The following is a 17,967-nucleotide window of genomic DNA, read 5'->3' on the forward strand; positions in this document are numbered from 1 at the left end:
TTCGCTACGTCTCTCGATTCGACGGCCCACCGGAGTTCGCGGGCCGTTCATCAGTGGTTGCCCGAACTCTGCTGCCCGCCGGGCGAGTTCGCCGGTAGCGGGCCGGGAACGGCGGGCCATTCCGAGCTCAGCTGCGGGTCGGCCTCGAGGTGGCTGAGCCCGTTCCAGCACAGATTGACCAGATGCGCGGCCACCACTTCCTTGGAGGGGCTGCGCACGTCCAGCCACCAGGTGGCCGTGGTCGCGACCATCCCGACGAGCGCCTGCGCGTAGAGCCCGGCGAGGCTGATATCGAAGCCGCGGCGTTCGAAATCGCCGCCCAGCAGATGCGCGACCTGGTTGACCGCTTCGTTGAGGAGGCTGGAGTAGCGCCCGTCGGTGGAGGAGACCGGCTGGTCGCGCACCAGGATGCGGAATCCGTCGGTGCGCTGCTCTATATAGGTGAGCAGGGCCAGCGCCACCTGTTCGAGCCGCACCCGCGACCGGTTGTTGGTGAGCGAGGAGGTGATCATGTCCAGCAACATCGACATCTCACGGTCGACGACGACGGCGTAGAGCCCTTCCTTACCGCCGAAGTGCTCGTAGACGACGGGCTTGGACACCTGGGCGCGTTGCGCGATCTCTTCGATGGAGCTGGCGTCGTAGCCGCGTTCGGCGAACAGCGCGCGGCCGATCTCGATCAGTTGCTGCCTGCGCTGGGTGCCGGTCATCCGCTGCCGTGCCCGGACCTGCTCGGTTGCCTCTTTGGTCTCCCCGGCCGTTCTCGGGTCTCCCGACGACACGTTCCCGCCTCCCTGGTTACCGGGGTCGCCGATACCGCGTATCCGCGACCAAAACCATCGAGATCAACTGTCTCAGACCCGCGGCGGCCGGGGTTACCCGGGCGGTGCCGGGGGCCGGGCGGTCACGGTCGGAACCGCCGGAGCACGCGCCCGGCGTGTCGCCACCACCCGCGGTTCGACGGATCCCGGTGTGGCATGCGAGTATCGTTGCCGTGCCGGGGCACAGCGGCGGGTGGTAGGGATACCCACCGGTGTGACAGTCCGCCGTAGTGTAATGGCAGCACCTCTGATTTTGGTTCAGATAGTTCAGGTTCGAGTCCTGGCGGCGGAGCAGCTCGCGTGCACGATGACCATCGTCGGCCCGAGGGAGATCAATGCAGGAGCAGACCGCCGTCATCGTGCTAGCCGCAGGTGCCGGTACGAGAATGCGGTCGAAGACACCCAAGGTGCTACACCCGCTCGCGGGTCGCAGCATGTTGGCTCATGCGCTGTACGCCGCGCACGCGATCGACCCCGGCCATCTGGTGACGGTGATCGGCCACGATCGGGAGCAGGTGGGCGCCGCGGCCGCGGCGGTGGCCGCGGAACTGGACCGGGTGATCGTGCCGGTGGTGCAGGAACAGCAGCTCGGGACCGGGCATGCCGTCCAGGTCGGGCTGTCGGGACTGCCGGATGATTTCACCGGCGATGTGATCGTGACCTCCGGGGATGTCCCGCTGCTGGACGGCCACACGCTGGCGGCGCTGCTCGACGAGCATCGCAGTTATTCCGAGCGGCCCGCCGTCACCGTCTTGACCTTCGTCCCGGACGACCCGAACGGCTACGGCCGGATCGTGCGCGACCCCGACGGCGAGGTCGCCGAGATCGTCGAGCACGCCGACGCGACCCCCGAACAGGCCGCGATCCGTGAGGTCAACTCCGGTGTGTACGCGTTCGACGCCGGCGTACTGCGCACCATGCTGGGCCGGTTGTCCACCGCCAACGCCCAGCACGAGCTGTACCTCACCGATGTGCTGAAACTCGCCCGCGAGGCCGGGCATCCGGTACAGGGCGCCCGGCTGGTCGATTCGGCGAAGGTCACCGGTGTCAACGACCGGGTGCAGCTGGCCGCGGCGGCGCGCACCCTGAACCGCTACATCCTGGAACGGCATATGCGCGCCGGGGTGACCATCGTCGATCCGGCCACCACCTGGATCGATACCGATGTGCGGATCGGCCGCGACACCGTGGTGCGTCCGGGCGTCCAGTTGCTGGGCACCACCGAGATCGGCGAGGACGCCGAGATCGGCCCGGACACCACCCTCACCAACAGCGCGGTCGGTGACGGCGCCAAGGTGATCCGTACGCACGGCGAGGGTGCGACCGTCGCCGCGTTCGCCACCGTCGGCCCGTTCAGTTATCTCCGGCCGGGGACCTCGCTGGGCGAGTCGGGCAAGATCGGCGCGTTCGTGGAGACGAAGAACGTGGAGATCGGCCGGCATACGAAGATCCCGCATCTGACCTATATCGGCGACGCGACCATCGGCGAGCACAGCAACATCGGAGCATCCAGTGTGTTCGTGAACTACGACGGGGTGAACAAGCACCGGACCACGGTCGGGTCACATGTGCGAACCGGCAGCGATACGATGTTCATTGCCCCGGTGACCGTGGGTGACGGCGCCTATACCGGGGCAGGTACTGTGCTGCGGGAAGACGTCCCGCCGGGCGCGCTGGCCGTATCCGGCGGAACGCAGCGCAATATCGAGAACTGGGTGCAGCGGAAACGTCCGGGTACCGCTGCAGCGGAGGCGGCGGCGAAGGCGCTCGCGGCCGATGAGAACACCGGATCGGGCAACAAAGCTTAAGGATGGCAACCAGCAGTGACCGCGTCATGGATCGACAACCAGAAGAACCTGATGCTCTTCGCCGGACGGTCGCACCCCGAACTGGCCGAGCAGGTGGCCAAGGAACTCGACGTCCATGTCACCCCGCAGGTCGCGCGTGATTTCGCGAACGGGGAGATCTTCGTCCGCTTCGAGGAGTCGGTACGCGGTTCCGACGCCTTCGTACTGCAGAGCTTCCCGGCCCCGCTGAACCAGTGGCTGATGGAACAGCTCATCATGATCGACGCGCTCAAGCGCGGATCGGCCAAGCGCATCACCGCGATCCTGCCGTTCTACCCCTACGCCCGCCAGGACAAGAAGCACCGGGGCCGTGAGCCCATCTCGGCCCGCCTGGTCGCCGATCTGCTCAAGACCGCGGGTGCCGACCGTATCGTCACCGTCGATCTGCACACCGATCAGATCCAGGGTTTCTTCGACGGCCCGGTCGACCATATGCATGCCCAGTTGCAGCTGGCCGAGTACGTCCGCAACAACTACAGCCTCGACAACATCACCGTGGTCTCCCCGGATTCGGGCCGCGTCCGGGTGGCGGAGAAGTGGGCGGATTCGCTGGACGGCGCGCCGCTGGCGTTCATCCACAAGACCCGCGATCCGCTGGTCCCCAACCAGGTGAAGTCGAACCGGGTCGTCGGCTCCGTCGAGGGCCGCACCTGCATCCTCATCGACGATATGATCGACACCGGCGGCACCATCGCCGGCGCGGTGAACGTGCTGCGTGAGGCCGGTGCCGGCGATGTGGTGATCGCGGCGACCCACGGTGTGCTGAGCGCTCCCGCCGCCGAGCGGCTGGCCTCCTGCGGCGCTCGGGAGGTCGTGGTGACCAATACCCTCCCGATCACCGAGGACAAGAAGTTCCCGCAGCTCACGGTGCTGTCCATCGCGCCGCTGCTGGCCCGCACCATTCGCGAGGTGTTCGAGAACGGTTCGGTGACGGGCCTGTTCAACGGCAACGCCTGATTCTTCTCCCGAAAGGCCCCGGACCTGCTGGTCCGGGGCCTTTCGCCGTCTCGGACGGTCTTCGACACCGGCTGCCGTCATCCCTGGACCGGGCCCCGCATCGGCGCATACTGGTTGGTATGGATCGTGAACCCCAGAACCCCGATATGGGCGACGACTTGCAGGAGGACGATATCCGCGAGTACACGCGCTATATCGAGGACCCCCCTTCCGACCTGCACATTCGCTATCGGGAGAACGATGACGACGGCCGTCTGGGAATCACCGAGGAACTCGCGCAGGAGCAGGGCCGCCGGCGTCGTCCCGATCCCGACGACCGTCCCGCCGAGGCCGCCGCCATCCATATCGAGGAGGAACCCGAGCACTGACAGCGCGCTGCGCCCGCACCGCGGTACCGACTTCCGAGCCCTCGACGATACGAACGAGGAGACGCGATGAGTACACCGCAGGACCCGCGATACGGCGGCGAAGAGCCGCAGGACGAGCGCCCCGGATCCGCCGCCGGGGAGGAGCCGGAGTCTCCGGGCGCACCGAAGTCCGCCGACGAGACCGCCGCGGACCGTCCGGAGCCGGGCGCCGGCGCGGACGAGCCCGCCGACAGCGGCGCGCAGCCCTCGCCCCACGATCCGCCCACCGAATACCTGCCCAAGATCCTGCACCGGGAGTCCCGGCCCGCCGGCGACCGATCCCGTACCGAGGATGTCCCCGGTGGGCAGCAGCCGCCCGCCGACGAGGGCAGCGCGGCATTCGCCCAGGGATGGCAGCCCGGTACCGGTGAACCGGAACAGCGGCCCGGCGCGGGTCCGGGCGGTGGCGAGGTCCCGCCGCAGGCGTGGTCGGCCCGGCCCGAGGAACAGTCGCCGGGGCAGGCCTGGCAACCGCAGTCGCCCGGTGAGGGGCAGTACCCGGGATCGCAGCAGGGGTATCCCCAGGGCGGTACGCCCTATCCGCAGCAGGGCGGCACCCCTTATCCCCAGCAAGGTGGCACACCCTATCCCTCGCACGGTGGCGGGACGCCTTATCCGGCACAGGGCGGGACGCCCTATTCCACACAGGGCGGGACGCCCTATCCGGCACAGGGCGGGACGCCCTATTCCACACAGGGCGGTGGGACGCCGTATCCGTCGCAGGGCGGCGGAACCCCCTATCCGTCACAGGGTGGATATCCCGAACAGTCCGGATGGCAGGGCGGTGAGCAGCCCGCGTGGAGCGGCGACCCGGGTGCGCAGCCGGGGTGGGGCGGTACGCAGCAACCGCCCGGCGGCTACCCCGCCTATCCGCAGCAGGAGTATCAGCCCTACGGCGCCACCCAGCCACCCGAACGCACCGGCCCGCAGATCCTGTCGATCATCGGCTTCGTCTGCGCCGGAATCTCCCTGCTGTTCTGTCCTATCCTGTTCGGGCCCGCCGGGATCATCTTGGGCGTGGTGGGGCATATCCGGGGTGAATCGCTGGGCAAATGGGCGGCGATCGCGGCGGCGGTGTGCCTGGCGGCGGGCCTGCTGCTCGGGCTCCTGGTCACCGGGGCCGATATGGTGCCCAACGAATCGGCCGGGTAGCAGCGCCGCATCGGGCCCGGACCGGCCGGGCCCGATATGGTCGTTGCCATGTTCGTCCACTGTCCGGCCGGCCGCCGCGGTCCGGTGCCCGGGCTCGCGCGCGGGTAGATGTCGCAGCGTGAACTCGTGGTGCTCGGCACCGCGAGCCAGGTACCGACGGCCCGGCGCAATCACAACGGCTACGTGCTGCGGTGGGGTGCCGAGGCCGTCCTGTTCGATCCCGGCGAGGGCACCCAGCGGCAGATGATCCACGCCGGTCTCTCGGCCACCGATCTGACCCGGATCGCGATAACCCATTTCCACGGCGACCACAGTCTGGGACTGGCCGGAGTGATGCAGCGGATCAATCTCGACCGGGTCCCGCATCCGATCGATACCTACTTCCCGGAGTCCGGGCAGCGGTACTTCGACAATCTGTGCTCGGCGACCGCCTATCACCGGACCGTCGAACCGCGTGTCCACCCGATCGCCGGGCCCGGGCCGCTACCGGCCCCCGGCGCACCGTTCGCGCTCACCGCCGAACGTCTCGACCATCCGGTCGAGACGTTCGGATATCGCCTCACCGAACCGGATTTCCGCTCGATCGTCCCGGAACGGCTGGCCGAATTCGGACTGTCCGGTCCGGTGGTCGGCCGGCTCCGGCGGGAGGGTGAAATCGCCTGGCGCGGAGGGACGGTGACCCTGGACGAGGTCAGTGTTCTCCATCGGGGGCAGAGCTTCGCCTTCGTCATGGACACTCGCGACTGCCGGGGTGCCCGGCTCCTGTCCGCCGGAGCGGACATGCTGGTCATCGAGGCGACCTTCCTCGAGTCCGAGGCGCAGCTCGCCGCGGAGTACGGCCATCTCACCGCTGCCGGAGCCGCCCGTATCGCGGCCGCCTCGGGGGTGCGGAAACTGGTGCTGACCCATTTCTCGCAGCGCTATCGCGGCACCGACGCCCACCTCGCGGAGGCCCGGCGGGAATTCGGCGGCGAGATCGTGGTCGCCGCCGATCTGGATCGGATACCGCTGCCGCCCCGCCGGTGACGGGCTACTCCGCGACCGGTTCGAGCCGGGTCCCGTCACGCCACCCGATCGACATGACGTCCGAGGGGCGGTCGAGTTCGATGCGGTGCCAGCGATCCCGCGGGACGATATAGGCCGATCCCGCCGGCAGCGGCACTTCGGTATCGGTCCCACCGGGAAGCTCCGATCGCAGATACAGCCGTAGCGCACCGGCGAGGCAGCACACCGCCTCCTCTGATTCGGGGTGCTTCTCCCATTGGTCGGCGTGCAGGTCGGCAAGGGTCTCCACGTGGAAAACAGCGAGCTGCCATTCGCGCGCACCGGTGGTCATCCGCCGTTCGGTCTCCTCGACCCCACCCTCGGGGTGGAAGCGCAGCGCGCGTGCGAACAGATCGATCGATTCGTTGTTCATCAGGTTCCTCTCCTCGGAATTGTTTTCGTCGAACACATTTCGGCCGACGGACCGCCGGTCAACGCCGATCGGGGCCGTGGATTCGGCGGTCATACCGCGTGAGCAGCGGATCCGCGGGACGCCGGTGTGGTGGGTGACGGCGCCGGTGGATCGCGTCGGACAGGCAACACCAACGCCGCCGTGGCGGCCGCGAAGGCGAACACGACCGCGCACACCGCCAGTGCGAGGGCGTAACCGCCGCCGACTGCCACGGGGTCGGTCGCGCCACCCGTCCGGCCCGCCGCCACTGTGGCCAGCACCGCGACACCTACACTGCCGCCGAGTTGCCGGGAGCTGTTGAACAGGCCCGAGGCCATACCGGCTTCGGCGACGGCGACGCCGGTACTGGCCGCGACGGCGGCCGGTGCCAGGCACAACCCGAGCCCGAATCCCGTGAGCAGCGAGGGCCCCAGAACGTCGATGAGAAACGACCCGTCCGGACTGATGGCCGCGAACCATCCCATACCCAGCGCCGCCAGCAGCCCTCCGGTGATCAGGGCCGGGCGCGGCGAGCGGGCCGCGCCGATTCGCGTGGCGACCACCGTGCCGGCGACCGTCACCACCGAGAACGGCAGGAATGCGGCTCCAGCGGCGGCGGCGCTCATGCCCAGCACCTGCTGAAGGTAGAGCGACACCAGATAGAACGCTGCGAACTGCCCTGCCGCGGCGAGGAAAACGAAGAGGTTCGCGCCGGATACCCAGCGGTTGCCGAATATCCCGAGCCGTATCAACGGCGCGGCGGCACGAGCCTCCACGAGGATGAACGCGGCGAGGAAAAACACCCCGGCCCCCACCGTGACCACCGTGTGCAGGGCGAACCACCCGTAGTGGTCGGTACGGATCAACCCGGCCAGTACCAGTCCGATCCCGGTCGTGGCCAGGACGGCGCCGAACAGGTCGGGGCGAGAGTCGTTCGCCGACCGTTGGTGTGCCGGGATCCCCCGCCACGACGCTCCCAACGCGACCAGCACGATCGGGATGTTCACGATCATCACCCATCGCCAATTCGCGTACTCGGTAAGTACTCCGCCGACCAGCACACCGCTCGCGCCACCTACCGCGTTGACCGCGCTCCACACTCCGAGAGCTCGGACTCGGGCGGGCCCTTCCGCGAAGGTGGCGGTCAGGATCGCCAGCGCCGCGGGCGCCAGTGCCGCCGCGGCCACCCCCTGTCCGGCGCGGGCGGCCACCAACTGCCACGGCGCCTGTGCAAGTCCGCCGAGCAGCGACGCGACACCGAACATCGCCAGGCCGGCGGTGAGCAATCGACGACGGCCGAACAGATCGCCCGCGGTACCGCCCAGCATCAGAAATCCACCGAACGCGAGGGCATAGATGTGCACCACCCAGGCCAGATCCACGAGAGCGAACCCGAGATCGGCACGAATCGACGGCAGCGCCACATTCATCACCGCCATGTCCAGAGCAACCAGGAACTGCGCCGCCGCGACCGCGACCAGGGCTGCGACCGCCCGCCCAGTAGTGTTTTTATACATGTATAAAAACTAACTCGGCGACACTCCCGTGTCCAGAGCCGACCCGAGATGCGCGAGGATGTCCCCATGGCCCCCTCGTCGCCGCGCACCGGCCGGCCCCCGAAGCTGTCGCGTTCGGAGATCGTGACCGCTGCCGATGCGGTCGTCACGGCACACGGCGCCGACGCGCTGACCATGCGCCGCGTCGCCGGCCTGCTCGGCTGCACGCCGATGGCGCTCTACCACCACGTCCGCGACAAAGACGAACTGCTCCGGCTGCTGCTCGAGGACTACGCCGACGGTGCGCAATGGCCCGAGCTACCGGAGCACCCCCGCGAACGGATAATCGTCGCCGCGACCGCGATGCACGACGTACTCGCGGCGCGCGCCTGGGTCGTGGAGGTACTCGCCGCCGACGATCTGCTCGGCGTCTCGGCGCTGTGGGCGCCGGAGGCGATCATCGACGGGGCGATCGCCTGCGGACTCACCGTGGACGACGCGGCCCGTGCCTACCGCATGATCTGGCAGTACACCGCCGGAGAGATCATCATCCGGGCCCGCTCGGCGCGCCGAGCCGCCGGCGATCGCCCCACCTTCCGAGAACAGGTCTTCGCCGAAATCGACGCGGACGCATTCCCACGGCTGGCCGAACTCGGTCCGCGCTGGGTCGCGCTCACGGCCGAGGACACCTACGAGCGTGGCCTCCGGGCGCTGGTAGCCGGGCTGACCGGTGTTTCCGACGGATCCTGACCCCGGGATCGCAGCGTCGAGCCAGGTTTTCGTCAGGGTCCGGACACGGCTACTCGCCGGTGCGATCCCGGTCCTCCACCGTCCGGGCATGGAAGGTGACCACGACCGAGACCGAACCGTCGGGGTCACGGCGCACCCGGGGGCCTACATTCACCACGTGATAAGGGAATTCGGCGCCGTCGAGACAGACCCTTTTGGTACGGCGATCGATGCCGATCACCGCGAAGTCGGGTGAGGACGCGGCGGGTGCGGATTCGGCGAGTTCGCATTCGCCGACCAGCTGGGAGCGCAGGAGCAGAACGGAATTACCGGGCGCGGTGATGCGGTCGGCGACCCGCTTCGCCACCACCCGGCACATCGCGAAAGCACCGTCGATGGCGAGGGATTCGACCAGTAGCCAACGGTCGTCATCGATCCACAGCTGTCCCACCGCCGGCGTGACGGGCGGTCCGGCGGAAGCGCTACCGATGGTGTCCATCGGGATCTCCTGTCGAGTTCGTGGGCCTCGGTGCGGCCCGGTTCGAGAAGGGGCGGCCGATCGGCGGCGCACACCTCGAAATCGACTCTTCGCGACATCGACTCATGACAACCCCCTGCGGATGCGTTTTTCCGCGCGCATAGTAACGCCGGGCGGGGTGGCCGGAGAAGAGATTCCGGGAACCGGAGTTGAACACCGAAAGTGCGGTGCGATAACGACTTTCGCTATCCGAATGATCCGCGAATGGTCTATTCCGATAATTCGGATCGCGGCGTTCCGCCCGCCGGCGCCGCGGCCTCGAATTCTTCGCGATGCGCGAGCACCTCGTCCATATGCGCCTCGGCCCAGAATTTGATCCCCCGCATCACGTCGTGCAGCGAGAGGCCGAGCGGGGTCAGCTCGTAGGTGACGGTGACCGGCACGGTCGGGGTGACGGTCCTGGTGAGCAGACCGTCGGCTTCGAGGCCGCGCAGCGTCTGGGTGAGCATCTTCTGGCTGACCCCGGCCAGCCGGCGTGACAACTCGGAATAGCGCATGGGTCGCGGCTCCCCGCCGCATTCTCCGACGGGATGGGGACCACCGCTCCCCAGCGCCGCCAGCACGAGCGCCACCCATTTGCCGGAGATGCGGTCGAGCAGCCGGCGGCTGGGACATTCGGCGTAGAACGCGTCGTAATCCTGTTTGGCCAGCTCACGCTGCTGTGAGGCCGTCATCGTGGGCATCGGCCGGTCCTTCCTACCTGGCGGTGACCTACGCACTCTCAGGTGCGTACTTCCCGTTGGAGAGTTACCCATCCATTGTGGAGTAACAGGTTCGATATCTCCAGAGGAGCTCAGATGTCCACCACTTTTCGCGCCGCGGTCGTCCGTAACCCGGGCAGCCCCGATTCCATCGAGATCGTCGACGTGCCACTGACCGCACCCGGCCCGGGCCAGGTCCGGGTCGCGGTGGAGGCGGCCGCCGTCAACCCCGTCGACCTGGCACTGGCCGACGGGGTGTTTCACCGGTTCGGCCTGATCGGCCGGGACGGGCCCGTCGGCCTGGGCAGTGATTTCGCCGGTGTCGTCGCCGAAACCGGCAGTGGCGTCGATCTCGCCGTCGGCGCCCGGGTCGCGGGCATGGTCGGCGGGTTCGACCGTGACCTCGGCACCTACGCGCAGCAGTTGATCGTCGACGCCGGCGATATCGCGGTCGTGCCCGGCGGATTCGATCCGGCCACCGCCGCCACGGTCCCGCTCAACGGGCTCACCGCGGCGCAACTGGCCGACCTGCTCGGCGACGGCGACGGCCGCACCCTGCTGGTGACCGGGGCCGCGGGCGCGGTGGGCGGGTATCTGATTCCGCTCGCCCGGGCCCGCGGCTGGCAGGTGACCGGGCTGGCCCGCGCCGAGGACGAGGTGTTCGTGCGCGGGCTGGGCGCCGAGTTCACGACGGCCGCCGCGCCGGGTTTCGACGCTGTCGCCGACCCCGCGGTACTCCAGGAACAAGCGCTCGCGCTGGTCCGCGACGGCGGTCTCTTCCTGGGAGTCCGGCCCGGTCAGGAACCGGCACCGGAACGCGGCGTCACCGTCGGCGCGGTCTCCGTCCGGCCCGACGGCGCGCGGCTCGCCGAACTGCTGGAAGCGGCGGCCGACGGCCGGCTGCCCGCCCGCGTTCATACCGTCGTACCGCTCGAGCAGGCCGCCACTGCCCATCGTGAAGTCGCCAAGGGCGGTATACGCGGCAAATTCGTGCTCGCGCCCTGAACGACCGCACCGGGATCAGGTGACGAAGGTGGCCGGCGCCGACCACAGCACGGGAGAATCGTGGACGGCGCCGCCCGTACGCCATGCGTGCAGCCTGGTGTGCTGCCACTGCGCCAGCGCCCGCACCGGGTCCGGGGCGTCGTGGGCCGCGTCGACCGCGCAGACGGTGTCCTGCAGTGGAGTGGCGCCGTCCGCGCGCCCGAACAGGTGGACGGCCAGATCGGTGGGCAGCGGCCAGCGGGTGGCGGTGACCAGTTCGGCGCCGCCGGTGATCATCGCGGCCACCAGGCCGAGCGCTTCGGTGAACCGCGAATCGCCGCCGCTCTCGCAGGCGATGAGCGCGACCCGGCCCGGTATCGGCCACAGCTCCGGCCCGGCGGCGGGCCGCGGATCGAGCGTATGGGTGCCCAGCAGCAGGTCCTTGGCCGAGAGCGGGCGATGGGTGCGTTGCGGTTCGGCGAACCCGACCGTTTCGGCGGTGCACGCCAGATGCAGTTCGGCGTTCTCGCTCTGCCCGGATTCGGGTGCCGCGGCGGTGACATGACCGACGTAGAGCAGCCGGGAGGCGCCGGCGCGCAGGGTCCGCGACAACCAGGCGCGGTCGAGGTCGGTGCGCCGGAACAGCGCCACCGCGTCGCCGGCCTCGGGCCGTAGCCGGCCCGAGCGCAGATGCGCCGCGACCCGTTCGGCGAGCGGGCCGGTTCCGTCCATCCGGCCCAGCACCGATCCGAGCGCGGAATCGGCACGGAACCCCGGTACCCGCGGATCGAGCACCGCCACCACCGGCAGGTCCCGCGACGCGTTCCACGACCGGGGGCCGCGGTTCGGCGCGTGCACCACACCCGCGGGCGGGAGCAGCGCGATATCGGCGATATCGAGCAGACGCAGCGCCGGATCGGGAGCGAGGATCTCCCACGGCACCTGCGCGACGCGAGGTGAGGGTTGCAGCCGGATCAGCGGGCGCGTACCGCGCTGATACAGGGCGTACAACCGCGCCGCGAGATCGTGCGGCAGCAGCGCCCGCGACAGATCACGGGCCAGCCGGTACTCCGTATCCGGCGCGGCGAGGGCGCCGGTGGTCAGTGCCTTTTCGAGCCGATCCGGCAGCCGGGGGTCGGGTAGCGCGGCGGCCAGATCTCCGATCACCGCGTCGATCGCCGGCCCGGGCAGGACCGCGACACCGGGCGGGCCGGGATCGCCGTCCCAGCGCCAGGACACATAGAGATCGCCGGCGTCGGCCATCCGCACCACCACCGCGGGCCGGCCCGTCACCGCGGCCACCTCCGTCCACCGGTACGCCCGGTCGTGGATCGATTCATACCGGGATCACCCTGTTCTCCCGCACCGGATATCCGTACCGCTGTTCGGCGACGGCGAGGTGGTCGGCGAGCGCGATACGTCCGCCGGGGCCCACGGCCAGCCGGGGCGGCGGAGTGACCGGCAGACCGGCGGACGCGGCGATATGGGCGAGCGCGGCGCCGAGATGCAGCGGGCCGGCCGGTTCGGCGGAGGCGACCGGCGGATCGGGTAGGTCCAGCGGGAACTGCGGTCGGGTGGTGTCCCGCACCCCGCCGGGATCCAGTGTCGTTCCCGCGCACTGTGTTTCGATGAGATCGGCGAGCAGCGGGCCGTCGCCGCAGAGATGGGCGAATCGGAAGGCCAGGCGGGTCGCCGGATCGGCCACCTCACGATTCCATCGGTCGCGCTGACCGCCGTTGGGCAGGGTGTAGCGCACCGCGTCGATCGCGATCGCCGCGGGTACCGCCAGCGCCCGGCCCAGTGCGAGCAGCTCCGGGGCGGGGGTTTCCATCTCGTCGACCACCGTTTCCAGCAGTGCCGCGTGCCAGTAGTCGAGCTGGGCACAGTGCAATCCGAGACCGCGTTCGGCGTACACCGTGAACGCGGACGCCAGCAATTGCTGCCCCTCGCCGATCCGGCCCCGGAGGTAGGCCAGGGTGGCCAGCCGGGAGCGCACCGCGGCCGAATCCAGGACCGCGCCGGAGGTCTCGAAGCAGTCGAGGCTGCGCGCGTACCACTGTGCGGCGGAGTCGAATTCGCCGCGACGCTCGGCGAGGAACCCGCGCACTTTCCAGCCGACGCCCGCCCGGTACCCCAGTCCGGCCCGTTCGTAGTACTCCTGGCTCGCGCGGGCCAGTTCCTCCGCCTCGTCCGGGCGGTCCAGCCGGGCCAGGATCTGGGCCAGGTTCTGCTGGGTATCGGCGACGGCGTTGTGGTCACCGGCCGCGGTGAAGGCCGACAGCGCCTGATGGGCGAAATCCACTCCGAGGTCGCGCCGGCCGGTCTCGAAATACGCCCCGGCCAGGTTCATCAGCGGATGCCCGGCCAGATGCGGCGCGAACCGTACTGCCGCGTCGAGGGATTCGGTGCCGATCTCGATGACCCGGGTCCAGCGGCCGCGGTGGGTGGCGACCGCGGTCAGCGACAGCAGGCACGACACCCGCAGCACCCCGAGATCCGGGCTGCCGGCGAGCAGATCGCGCGCCTGTTCCAGGACGGCCTGTGCCTCGTCGAGCTCACTGAGATGCTGCAGGGCCTGCGAATAGTTGATCAGAGTGGAGGCGCGCTTCTCGACGGCGTCCGCCGGAATCTCACCCAGGGCCCGCTGATACCGGACGGCGGCGCCCCGGTGGTCGCCGAGTTCGTCGTACATACTCGCGGCGTTGATCAGCGCACTGGTGCGGACCCCGTCGGTGGTGGTCCGCACGGCGTGCTCGAAGATCCGCAGCGCCTCGGCCACCTCGCCACGCTGATAGGCGGCGGCGCCCTCGTAGAGGAGTTCCAGGCCGGGCGGGCTGTCCGCATCGCTCATCTCAGAAGTCCGAATCCGATTCGGCCGCGGCCGTTTCCGCCCGCAGCGGGCCGGTGGTGGTTTCCGGTGGCCCGGCCGCCCCGTTCCGGCCGGGCGGTCCCGGCTCGGTGTGACCCGCCCGCCGCAGCCGGACGCGGGCGAGTTCGCGGATACGCTGCCGGTCCCGCGCGGCCCGCTCGTCCGCCGCACCGGGTACGGCATCGGGGGACGCCGTACCGCCCGGCGCCCCGGCGGGTTCTCCGGGGCCGACACCCGGTACGAAGATCTCGACGCCCGTCACCGTTCCGGCCGGCACCGGCACCTCGGCGATCCAGCTGTCGAACCCGGGTTCCAGCGCGATATCCACCGGCCCCCGCGGGGTGCGGAGCCGGGCCAGCGGGCGCAGATGGTCCGGGACGCCCGCCGGCGCCCCCGGCGCGGCCAGGGCCGCGATATGCGCGGTCGTGGCCCCGGCGGTCCGGAAGAGTTCCCAGGACACCGCCTGTTCCGAGGCGTCGAGCACACCGGCCGGGCAGTACCGCCAATCCCAGCCGCCGCTACCGCGTCCGAGCGAGAGCGAGCCGCCGCGCGCGGGGCCGCCGGCGGCCAGCGCGTAGTCACCCGCCCGGGCGGGCCGCTGATCTGCCCGTGTCGCGGCGGCGGGGTCCGGCGTGCGGGCGTCCGCGCCGTCGACGATTCCTTCGCACAGTTCGGTCAGCTCTGTGATCTCGAGCTCGAGCAGCTCCGGGTCCAGCGCGGCGATACCGTCCACGGCCGAGGCCGGCCACCAGCGGGCCGCCCAGTGCGCGTAACCCAGCCGGCGCACCGCCGCGGCGAGTTCGGGCCGCTCGGGCCGCACCGGCATTTCCACCGGGACGGTGTACTCGTCCGCCGCGACCGCGACCCGGGCACCGTAGACGGCCCACAGCCATTCCTGAGCGGCGTCCAGATCATGCAGGGTGGCGGCCGGAATCCAGTGCTCGGCAGGCACACTCCAGCTCAGATGGCCGCCGATCACCTCCAGCACCGCCGTGTCCACACCCGGATCCGAGTCGGTGGTCAGCGGCGCATCGGCCGGGGCGATGATCCACAGGTCCGGCCGGACCCGCCGCACCACGACCGTCCCGGCCATCACACCGCCCTCGGTTCGGCCGATTCGGTGTCCGCCACCCCGCCCACCGGCTGCGCGCTCAGCACTTTCCGCACCCGGGCGCGATGGTCCAGCACCACGGAACGGGCCACCCCGTCGAGCAGATCCCACAGTTCCCCGGGATCGGTGACCGGCAGCTCACGCACATCCCGGCCGTGCAACCGGACCCACAGCCGCCGCAGATACGGTCGCCAGGGTGTCCGCAGGTCGGCGGCGATATCGCCCAGCGGATGCGGTTCCGCGGATACCGGCCGCACCGCGAGCCGGCGCGCCTGCAGCACATAGGCCTCGCGCCGCCACCGGCCGTTGACCGTCCGGTGGGCCTCCGAGATCCGGTCCCGGTCATCGGCCGGGCCACCGATCGGCGCCAGCCCGAGCGCGAGCTCCACCCCCGTCGCCGCGGCCACCCGCAGCGATTCGCCGAGCAGGGCCCACGGCGCGCAGCTGCGGGCGATCTCGGTGGTGACCAGGTCCGGTATCGGCGGGAGTTCGCCACGTTCGGTCGAGACCTGCAGCACCGTGAACACGCGTTCGCAGACCGTGCGGTCGAAGGGGGCGCCCAGACCGGCGGTGGAGGCCGACTCCCCCAGTTCGGGGCGGCGCGGAGCCGGATACCTGGTCAGGCCCAACGCGTACGCGTCGTACTCGGCGCCGCGCTCACGCCACAGTTCGATTCCGGTATGTGTTCCCGCGTTGGCGGCCGCGAGTTCGCGCAGCAGCCGGTGACCGGCGCCGGAATCGGGACCGGTGCGGGTCGCGACGGCATGGTCGAGCAGCTTCCGCGGCCCTTCGCCGCGCACCATCGGCACCGCGGGCGGGACCGGCCGGCGGTGCCACGCCTTGCCGAGCAGATCCGCCAGTTCGGCGGCCCGGTCGGGATCGGTGAGGTGGTCCCGCAACGCCTGGGTGGTACGTCCGGCGGCGAAGCCGTGGATCTCGCGCAGCACCGCTTCGGCCCGCAACCTGTCGCGGTTCGGGTCGGGATGGCCGCGGGTCACGGCGAGTTCGAAACACCGCTGGAAATACAGATCCTGGGCGTTGCCCTCGGTGATACGCAGCCGGCGGCGGGTCTGCTTGAGCAGTATGAACCACGCCGCGGTCGCACGCAGCGCGTCGGCATGGGCGTGGACCCGGGCCGCCAGCAGGGTCGCGCCGTCGTCGGTGAGGATCGCGCCCGCGCAACCCGGGTACCGGACCGGCCGGATGACGAGCGGGTCGAGGATCGCCTTGACGGTCCGGCGCAGCGGACCGCCGTGCGGGCCGCTCAACGCCTCGACACCCTCGAGACCGCGCCACACCTCATCGAGCACCATGGCCCGCGGTCGTCGCATGTGCCCAGGTTATCGGAGTACGGGCGGGGGTGCCGAGGCGAAACTCGAGATCGGTAGGCGGCGCGCGATTCCTACTTTTCTCGTAACGGCCCCGGACACCGGGCCCGCATCACCGAGAGAACAGGAAACATCATGAACGCCAACCTCTTCCGCATCGCCGCCGTCACCGTCGCCGCCTCCGCGGCCCTGCTTGTCTCCGCCTGCGGCGACGACTCCCCGAGCGCCCCGGCCGCCCCGGCGCCGGGCACCCCCGCCGCCACCCAGACCGCCCCCACCGGCGGATCCTCGGCCGCTGTGGTCGACGGCGCGGCGCTGGAAGCCGATTTCGAGACCACCTGCGCGAAACAGGGCAACACCCTGGCCCTCGCGCTGACCGATACCGACAACAGCAAATACGGCCAGTTGAGCGTGAGCGCCAGCGTCCTCGACGACACCACGGTCCAGGCGGTCGGTATCGCCGGCAGCCAGGGCGGCTCCGCCGGGATGCCCTACGCCGTCGGGTACGGCAACGGGCAGCCGGGCGGATCGGCGAAGGTCACCAAGGACGGCGATACCTACACCGTCACCGGCGAGGGCGTCGGCGCGCCCGATATGGCCGACCCGATGGCCGGGCCGTCCACCGCGACCTTCGAGATCACCTTCGCCTGCTCGGACATCGTCGGCGGCTGACCACCCCGGCCCGGGTCTCCGGCTCCGCGTCGCCCCGGTCCCCCGGACCGCGGCGACGCGGTGGCCAGGTATCCGGACCACCACACACAGGAGAAATCATGATCCGCACCCTGCGCGCCCTCGCTCTCGGCTTCGCCGCCCTCGCTCTCGGCGTCTATCTCTGGCACGGCCTCACCTTCGAGCCCGGCAGCTGGGAACCGTCCTATCTCGCCTGGCTCAACGGGTTCCTGGCCCTGCCGATCATCGCGTTCACGCTGGTGGTCACGACGTTCGCCTTCACCGGAAGCGGGATCGTCACCGCCCTCACCGGCCACAACACCGGCGAGTTCCGCGACGCGCCCCTGGGCCTGGGCACGGTGAAATCCTTCGGCCACACCGGCGTCACCCTCAACGACCAACCGCAGATCCGGATCGAGTTCAGTGTCGAAGGGGCCGACGGCAAAATCTTCGACGCCACCACGAAAACGATTGTGCCGCTGACCGAACTGGCCCTGCTCACCCCGGGCGTGGTGCTGCCGGTCCGGTACCGGCCGGACCGGCCCGGGACCGTGCAGCTGGATCTCTCCGGCGACAGCGCCGCCGCCCAGCGGGTGATGAACGAATCGATGATCCGCAAAGGGTTCACGACCCGCGAGAAGATCGATATCGCCGCCCGCGGGATCACCGCGCAGGCGGTGGTGCAGTCACTGTCGGTGCCCGGCGAGATCCGCGGCGGGCACTCGCTGGTCACCGTGGGGCTGGCGGTCACCCGGCCCGACGGCAGCACCTTCACCACCTCGTCGGACAAATTCCTGCCGCCGGCCGCGATCGGCAATGTGCAGGTGGGCCGGATCGTCACCGCGCACTATCTGCCCGAGAACGAGCGGGAGGTGGTGCTGAGCATCCCGGTCAACGCCTGACCGACAGAGGGACCCGTCCCG

General features: G+C 70.2%; 18 protein-coding genes and 1 tRNA gene. 10 read left to right on the forward strand and 9 right to left on the reverse strand.

What is annotated here, in order from left to right:
• Positions 1 to 50: 50 nt before the first annotated feature.
• Positions 51 to 710: a TetR family transcriptional regulator gene (locus ACZ6SF_RS16040; RefSeq protein ID WP_466063012.1), complete on the reverse strand. Its 660-nt coding sequence runs from the start codon at positions 708 to 710 to the stop codon at positions 51 to 53.
• A gap of 332 nt (positions 711 to 1,042) precedes the next feature.
• Here ACZ6SF_RS16040 and ACZ6SF_RS16045 point away from each other — a divergent pair.
• The 6 genes from ACZ6SF_RS16045 (at position 1,043) to ACZ6SF_RS16070 (ending at position 6,210) form a co-directional block, all read left to right on the forward strand.
• Positions 1,043 to 1,113: transfer RNA gene (locus tag ACZ6SF_RS16045), tRNA-Gln, on the forward strand.
• A gap of 43 nt (positions 1,114 to 1,156) precedes the next feature.
• Positions 1,157 to 2,629 carry a bifunctional UDP-N-acetylglucosamine diphosphorylase/glucosamine-1-phosphate N-acetyltransferase GlmU gene (gene glmU / locus ACZ6SF_RS16050; protein ID WP_466062855.1) on the forward strand — a complete coding sequence of 491 codons (1,473 nt, stop codon included), beginning with the start codon at positions 1,157 to 1,159 and terminating at the stop codon, positions 2,627 to 2,629.
• Positions 2,630 to 2,644: 15 nt separating this feature from the next.
• Positions 2,645 to 3,625, forward strand: coding sequence for a ribose-phosphate diphosphokinase (locus ACZ6SF_RS16055; protein WP_450000821.1), 981 nt, complete (start codon positions 2,645 to 2,647; stop codon positions 3,623 to 3,625).
• Between the two features lie 119 nt (positions 3,626 to 3,744).
• Positions 3,745 to 3,993 (forward strand): hypothetical protein, encoded by a 249-nt coding sequence (locus tag ACZ6SF_RS16060; RefSeq protein WP_466062856.1) that lies wholly within the window; start codon positions 3,745 to 3,747, stop codon positions 3,991 to 3,993.
• A 66-nt stretch (positions 3,994 to 4,059) separates the two neighbouring features.
• Positions 4,060 to 5,184: a hypothetical protein gene (locus tag ACZ6SF_RS16065; RefSeq protein WP_466062857.1), complete on the forward strand. Its 1,125-nt coding sequence runs from the start codon at positions 4,060 to 4,062 to the stop codon at positions 5,182 to 5,184.
• Positions 5,185 to 5,292: 108 nt separating this feature from the next.
• Positions 5,293 to 6,210 carry a ribonuclease Z gene (locus tag ACZ6SF_RS16070; protein ID WP_466062858.1) on the forward strand — a complete coding sequence of 306 codons (918 nt, stop codon included), beginning with the start codon at positions 5,293 to 5,295 and terminating at the stop codon, positions 6,208 to 6,210.
• Positions 6,211 to 6,214: 4 nt separating this feature from the next.
• On the opposite strand, the gene ACZ6SF_RS16075 is transcribed toward ACZ6SF_RS16070, so the two are convergent.
• Together ACZ6SF_RS16075 and ACZ6SF_RS16080 are read right to left on the reverse strand one after the other, a co-directional pair.
• A complete protein-coding gene (locus tag ACZ6SF_RS16075) occupies positions 6,215 to 6,601 on the reverse strand; it encodes a cupin domain-containing protein (RefSeq protein WP_466062859.1) in 387 nt (128 codons plus the stop codon).
• An 89-nt stretch (positions 6,602 to 6,690) separates the two neighbouring features.
• Complete coding sequence (locus tag ACZ6SF_RS16080) at positions 6,691 to 8,136, reverse strand: MFS transporter (protein WP_466062860.1); 1,446 nt, start codon at positions 8,134 to 8,136, stop codon at positions 6,691 to 6,693.
• Between the two features lie 66 nt (positions 8,137 to 8,202).
• Between ACZ6SF_RS16080 and ACZ6SF_RS16085 the strand changes: the two genes are divergently transcribed.
• Positions 8,203 to 8,865 (forward strand): TetR/AcrR family transcriptional regulator, encoded by a 663-nt coding sequence (locus ACZ6SF_RS16085; protein ID WP_466062861.1) that lies wholly within the window; start codon positions 8,203 to 8,205, stop codon positions 8,863 to 8,865.
• Positions 8,866 to 8,914: 49 nt separating this feature from the next.
• Here ACZ6SF_RS16085 and ACZ6SF_RS16090 read toward each other — a convergent pair whose 3' ends face one another.
• Positions 8,915 to 9,343: a hypothetical protein gene (locus tag ACZ6SF_RS16090; RefSeq protein WP_466062862.1), complete on the reverse strand. Its 429-nt coding sequence runs from the start codon at positions 9,341 to 9,343 to the stop codon at positions 8,915 to 8,917.
• Positions 9,344 to 9,591: 248 nt separating this feature from the next.
• Positions 9,592 to 10,065, reverse strand: a complete 474-nt coding sequence (locus ACZ6SF_RS16095; protein WP_466062863.1) for a winged helix-turn-helix transcriptional regulator — start codon at positions 10,063 to 10,065, stop codon at positions 9,592 to 9,594.
• A gap of 114 nt (positions 10,066 to 10,179) precedes the next feature.
• On the opposite strand from ACZ6SF_RS16095, the gene ACZ6SF_RS16100 reads away from it, so the two are divergent.
• Complete coding sequence (locus tag ACZ6SF_RS16100; protein ID WP_466062864.1) at positions 10,180 to 11,088, forward strand: NADP-dependent oxidoreductase; 909 nt, start codon at positions 10,180 to 10,182, stop codon at positions 11,086 to 11,088.
• 15 nt (positions 11,089 to 11,103) lie between these two features.
• Here ACZ6SF_RS16100 and ACZ6SF_RS16105 read toward each other — a convergent pair whose 3' ends face one another.
• The 4 genes from ACZ6SF_RS16105 to ACZ6SF_RS16120 form a co-directional block, all read right to left on the reverse strand.
• Positions 11,104 to 12,330 carry a CHAT domain-containing protein gene (locus ACZ6SF_RS16105; RefSeq protein ID WP_466063013.1) on the reverse strand — a complete coding sequence of 409 codons (1,227 nt, stop codon included), beginning with the start codon at positions 12,328 to 12,330 and terminating at the stop codon, positions 11,104 to 11,106.
• 73 nt (positions 12,331 to 12,403) lie between these two features.
• On the reverse strand, positions 12,404 to 13,918 hold the full coding sequence (locus ACZ6SF_RS16110; RefSeq protein ID WP_466062865.1) for a tetratricopeptide repeat protein: 1,515 nt from the start codon (positions 13,916 to 13,918) through the stop codon (positions 12,404 to 12,406).
• A gap of 1 nt (position 13,919) precedes the next feature.
• Positions 13,920 to 15,029 (reverse strand): hypothetical protein, encoded by a 1,110-nt coding sequence (locus ACZ6SF_RS16115; protein WP_466062866.1) that lies wholly within the window; start codon positions 15,027 to 15,029, stop codon positions 13,920 to 13,922.
• The gene (locus ACZ6SF_RS16120; protein WP_466062867.1) at positions 15,029 to 16,378 is read right to left on the reverse strand and encodes a hypothetical protein; all 1,350 of its coding nucleotides are present in this window, start codon (positions 16,376 to 16,378) and stop codon (positions 15,029 to 15,031) included. The genes ACZ6SF_RS16115 and ACZ6SF_RS16120 overlap by 1 nt, the downstream gene beginning before the upstream one ends.
• 132 nt (positions 16,379 to 16,510) lie before the next feature.
• On the opposite strand from ACZ6SF_RS16120, the gene ACZ6SF_RS16125 reads away from it, so the two are divergent.
• Together ACZ6SF_RS16125 and ACZ6SF_RS16130 are read left to right on the forward strand one after the other, a co-directional pair.
• On the forward strand, positions 16,511 to 17,047 hold the full coding sequence (locus tag ACZ6SF_RS16125; protein WP_466062868.1) for a lipoprotein LpqH: 537 nt from the start codon (positions 16,511 to 16,513) through the stop codon (positions 17,045 to 17,047).
• 98 nt (positions 17,048 to 17,145) lie between these two features.
• Positions 17,146 to 17,946: a hypothetical protein gene (locus ACZ6SF_RS16130; RefSeq protein ID WP_466062869.1), complete on the forward strand. Its 801-nt coding sequence runs from the start codon at positions 17,146 to 17,148 to the stop codon at positions 17,944 to 17,946.
• Positions 17,947 to 17,967 lie beyond the last annotated feature (21 nt).

The organism is Nocardia sp. NPDC049935 (assembly GCF_055586645.1).

Coding starts and splice junctions, on each gene's coding strand:
- ACZ6SF_RS16040 (WP_466063012.1), bottom strand. CDS start 710: ATGACCGGCACCCAGCGCAGGCAGCAACTGATCGAGATCGGCCGCGCG.
- glmU (WP_466062855.1), top strand. CDS start 1,157: ATGCAGGAGCAGACCGCCGTCATCGTGCTAGCCGCAGGTGCCGGTACG.
- ACZ6SF_RS16060 (WP_466062856.1), top strand. CDS start 3,745: ATGGATCGTGAACCCCAGAACCCCGATATGGGCGACGACTTGCAGGAG.
- ACZ6SF_RS16065 (WP_466062857.1), top strand. CDS start 4,060: ATGAGTACACCGCAGGACCCGCGATACGGCGGCGAAGAGCCGCAGGAC.
- ACZ6SF_RS16070 (WP_466062858.1), top strand. CDS start 5,293: ATGTCGCAGCGTGAACTCGTGGTGCTCGGCACCGCGAGCCAGGTACCG.
- ACZ6SF_RS16075 (WP_466062859.1), bottom strand. CDS start 6,601: ATGAACAACGAATCGATCGATCTGTTCGCACGCGCGCTGCGCTTCCAC.
- ACZ6SF_RS16080 (WP_466062860.1), bottom strand. CDS start 8,136: ATGTATAAAAACACTACTGGGCGGGCGGTCGCAGCCCTGGTCGCGGTC.
- ACZ6SF_RS16085 (WP_466062861.1), top strand. CDS start 8,203: ATGGCCCCCTCGTCGCCGCGCACCGGCCGGCCCCCGAAGCTGTCGCGT.
- ACZ6SF_RS16090 (WP_466062862.1), bottom strand. CDS start 9,343: ATGGACACCATCGGTAGCGCTTCCGCCGGACCGCCCGTCACGCCGGCG.
- ACZ6SF_RS16095 (WP_466062863.1), bottom strand. CDS start 10,065: ATGCCCACGATGACGGCCTCACAGCAGCGTGAGCTGGCCAAACAGGAT.
- ACZ6SF_RS16100 (WP_466062864.1), top strand. CDS start 10,180: ATGTCCACCACTTTTCGCGCCGCGGTCGTCCGTAACCCGGGCAGCCCC.
- ACZ6SF_RS16105 (WP_466063013.1), bottom strand. CDS start 12,330: ATGGCCGACGCCGGCGATCTCTATGTGTCCTGGCGCTGGGACGGCGAT.
- ACZ6SF_RS16110 (WP_466062865.1), bottom strand. CDS start 13,918: ATGAGCGATGCGGACAGCCCGCCCGGCCTGGAACTCCTCTACGAGGGC.
- ACZ6SF_RS16115 (WP_466062866.1), bottom strand. CDS start 15,029: ATGGCCGGGACGGTCGTGGTGCGGCGGGTCCGGCCGGACCTGTGGATC.
- ACZ6SF_RS16120 (WP_466062867.1), bottom strand. CDS start 16,378: ATGCGACGACCGCGGGCCATGGTGCTCGATGAGGTGTGGCGCGGTCTC.
- ACZ6SF_RS16125 (WP_466062868.1), top strand. CDS start 16,511: ATGAACGCCAACCTCTTCCGCATCGCCGCCGTCACCGTCGCCGCCTCC.
- ACZ6SF_RS16130 (WP_466062869.1), top strand. CDS start 17,146: ATGATCCGCACCCTGCGCGCCCTCGCTCTCGGCTTCGCCGCCCTCGCT.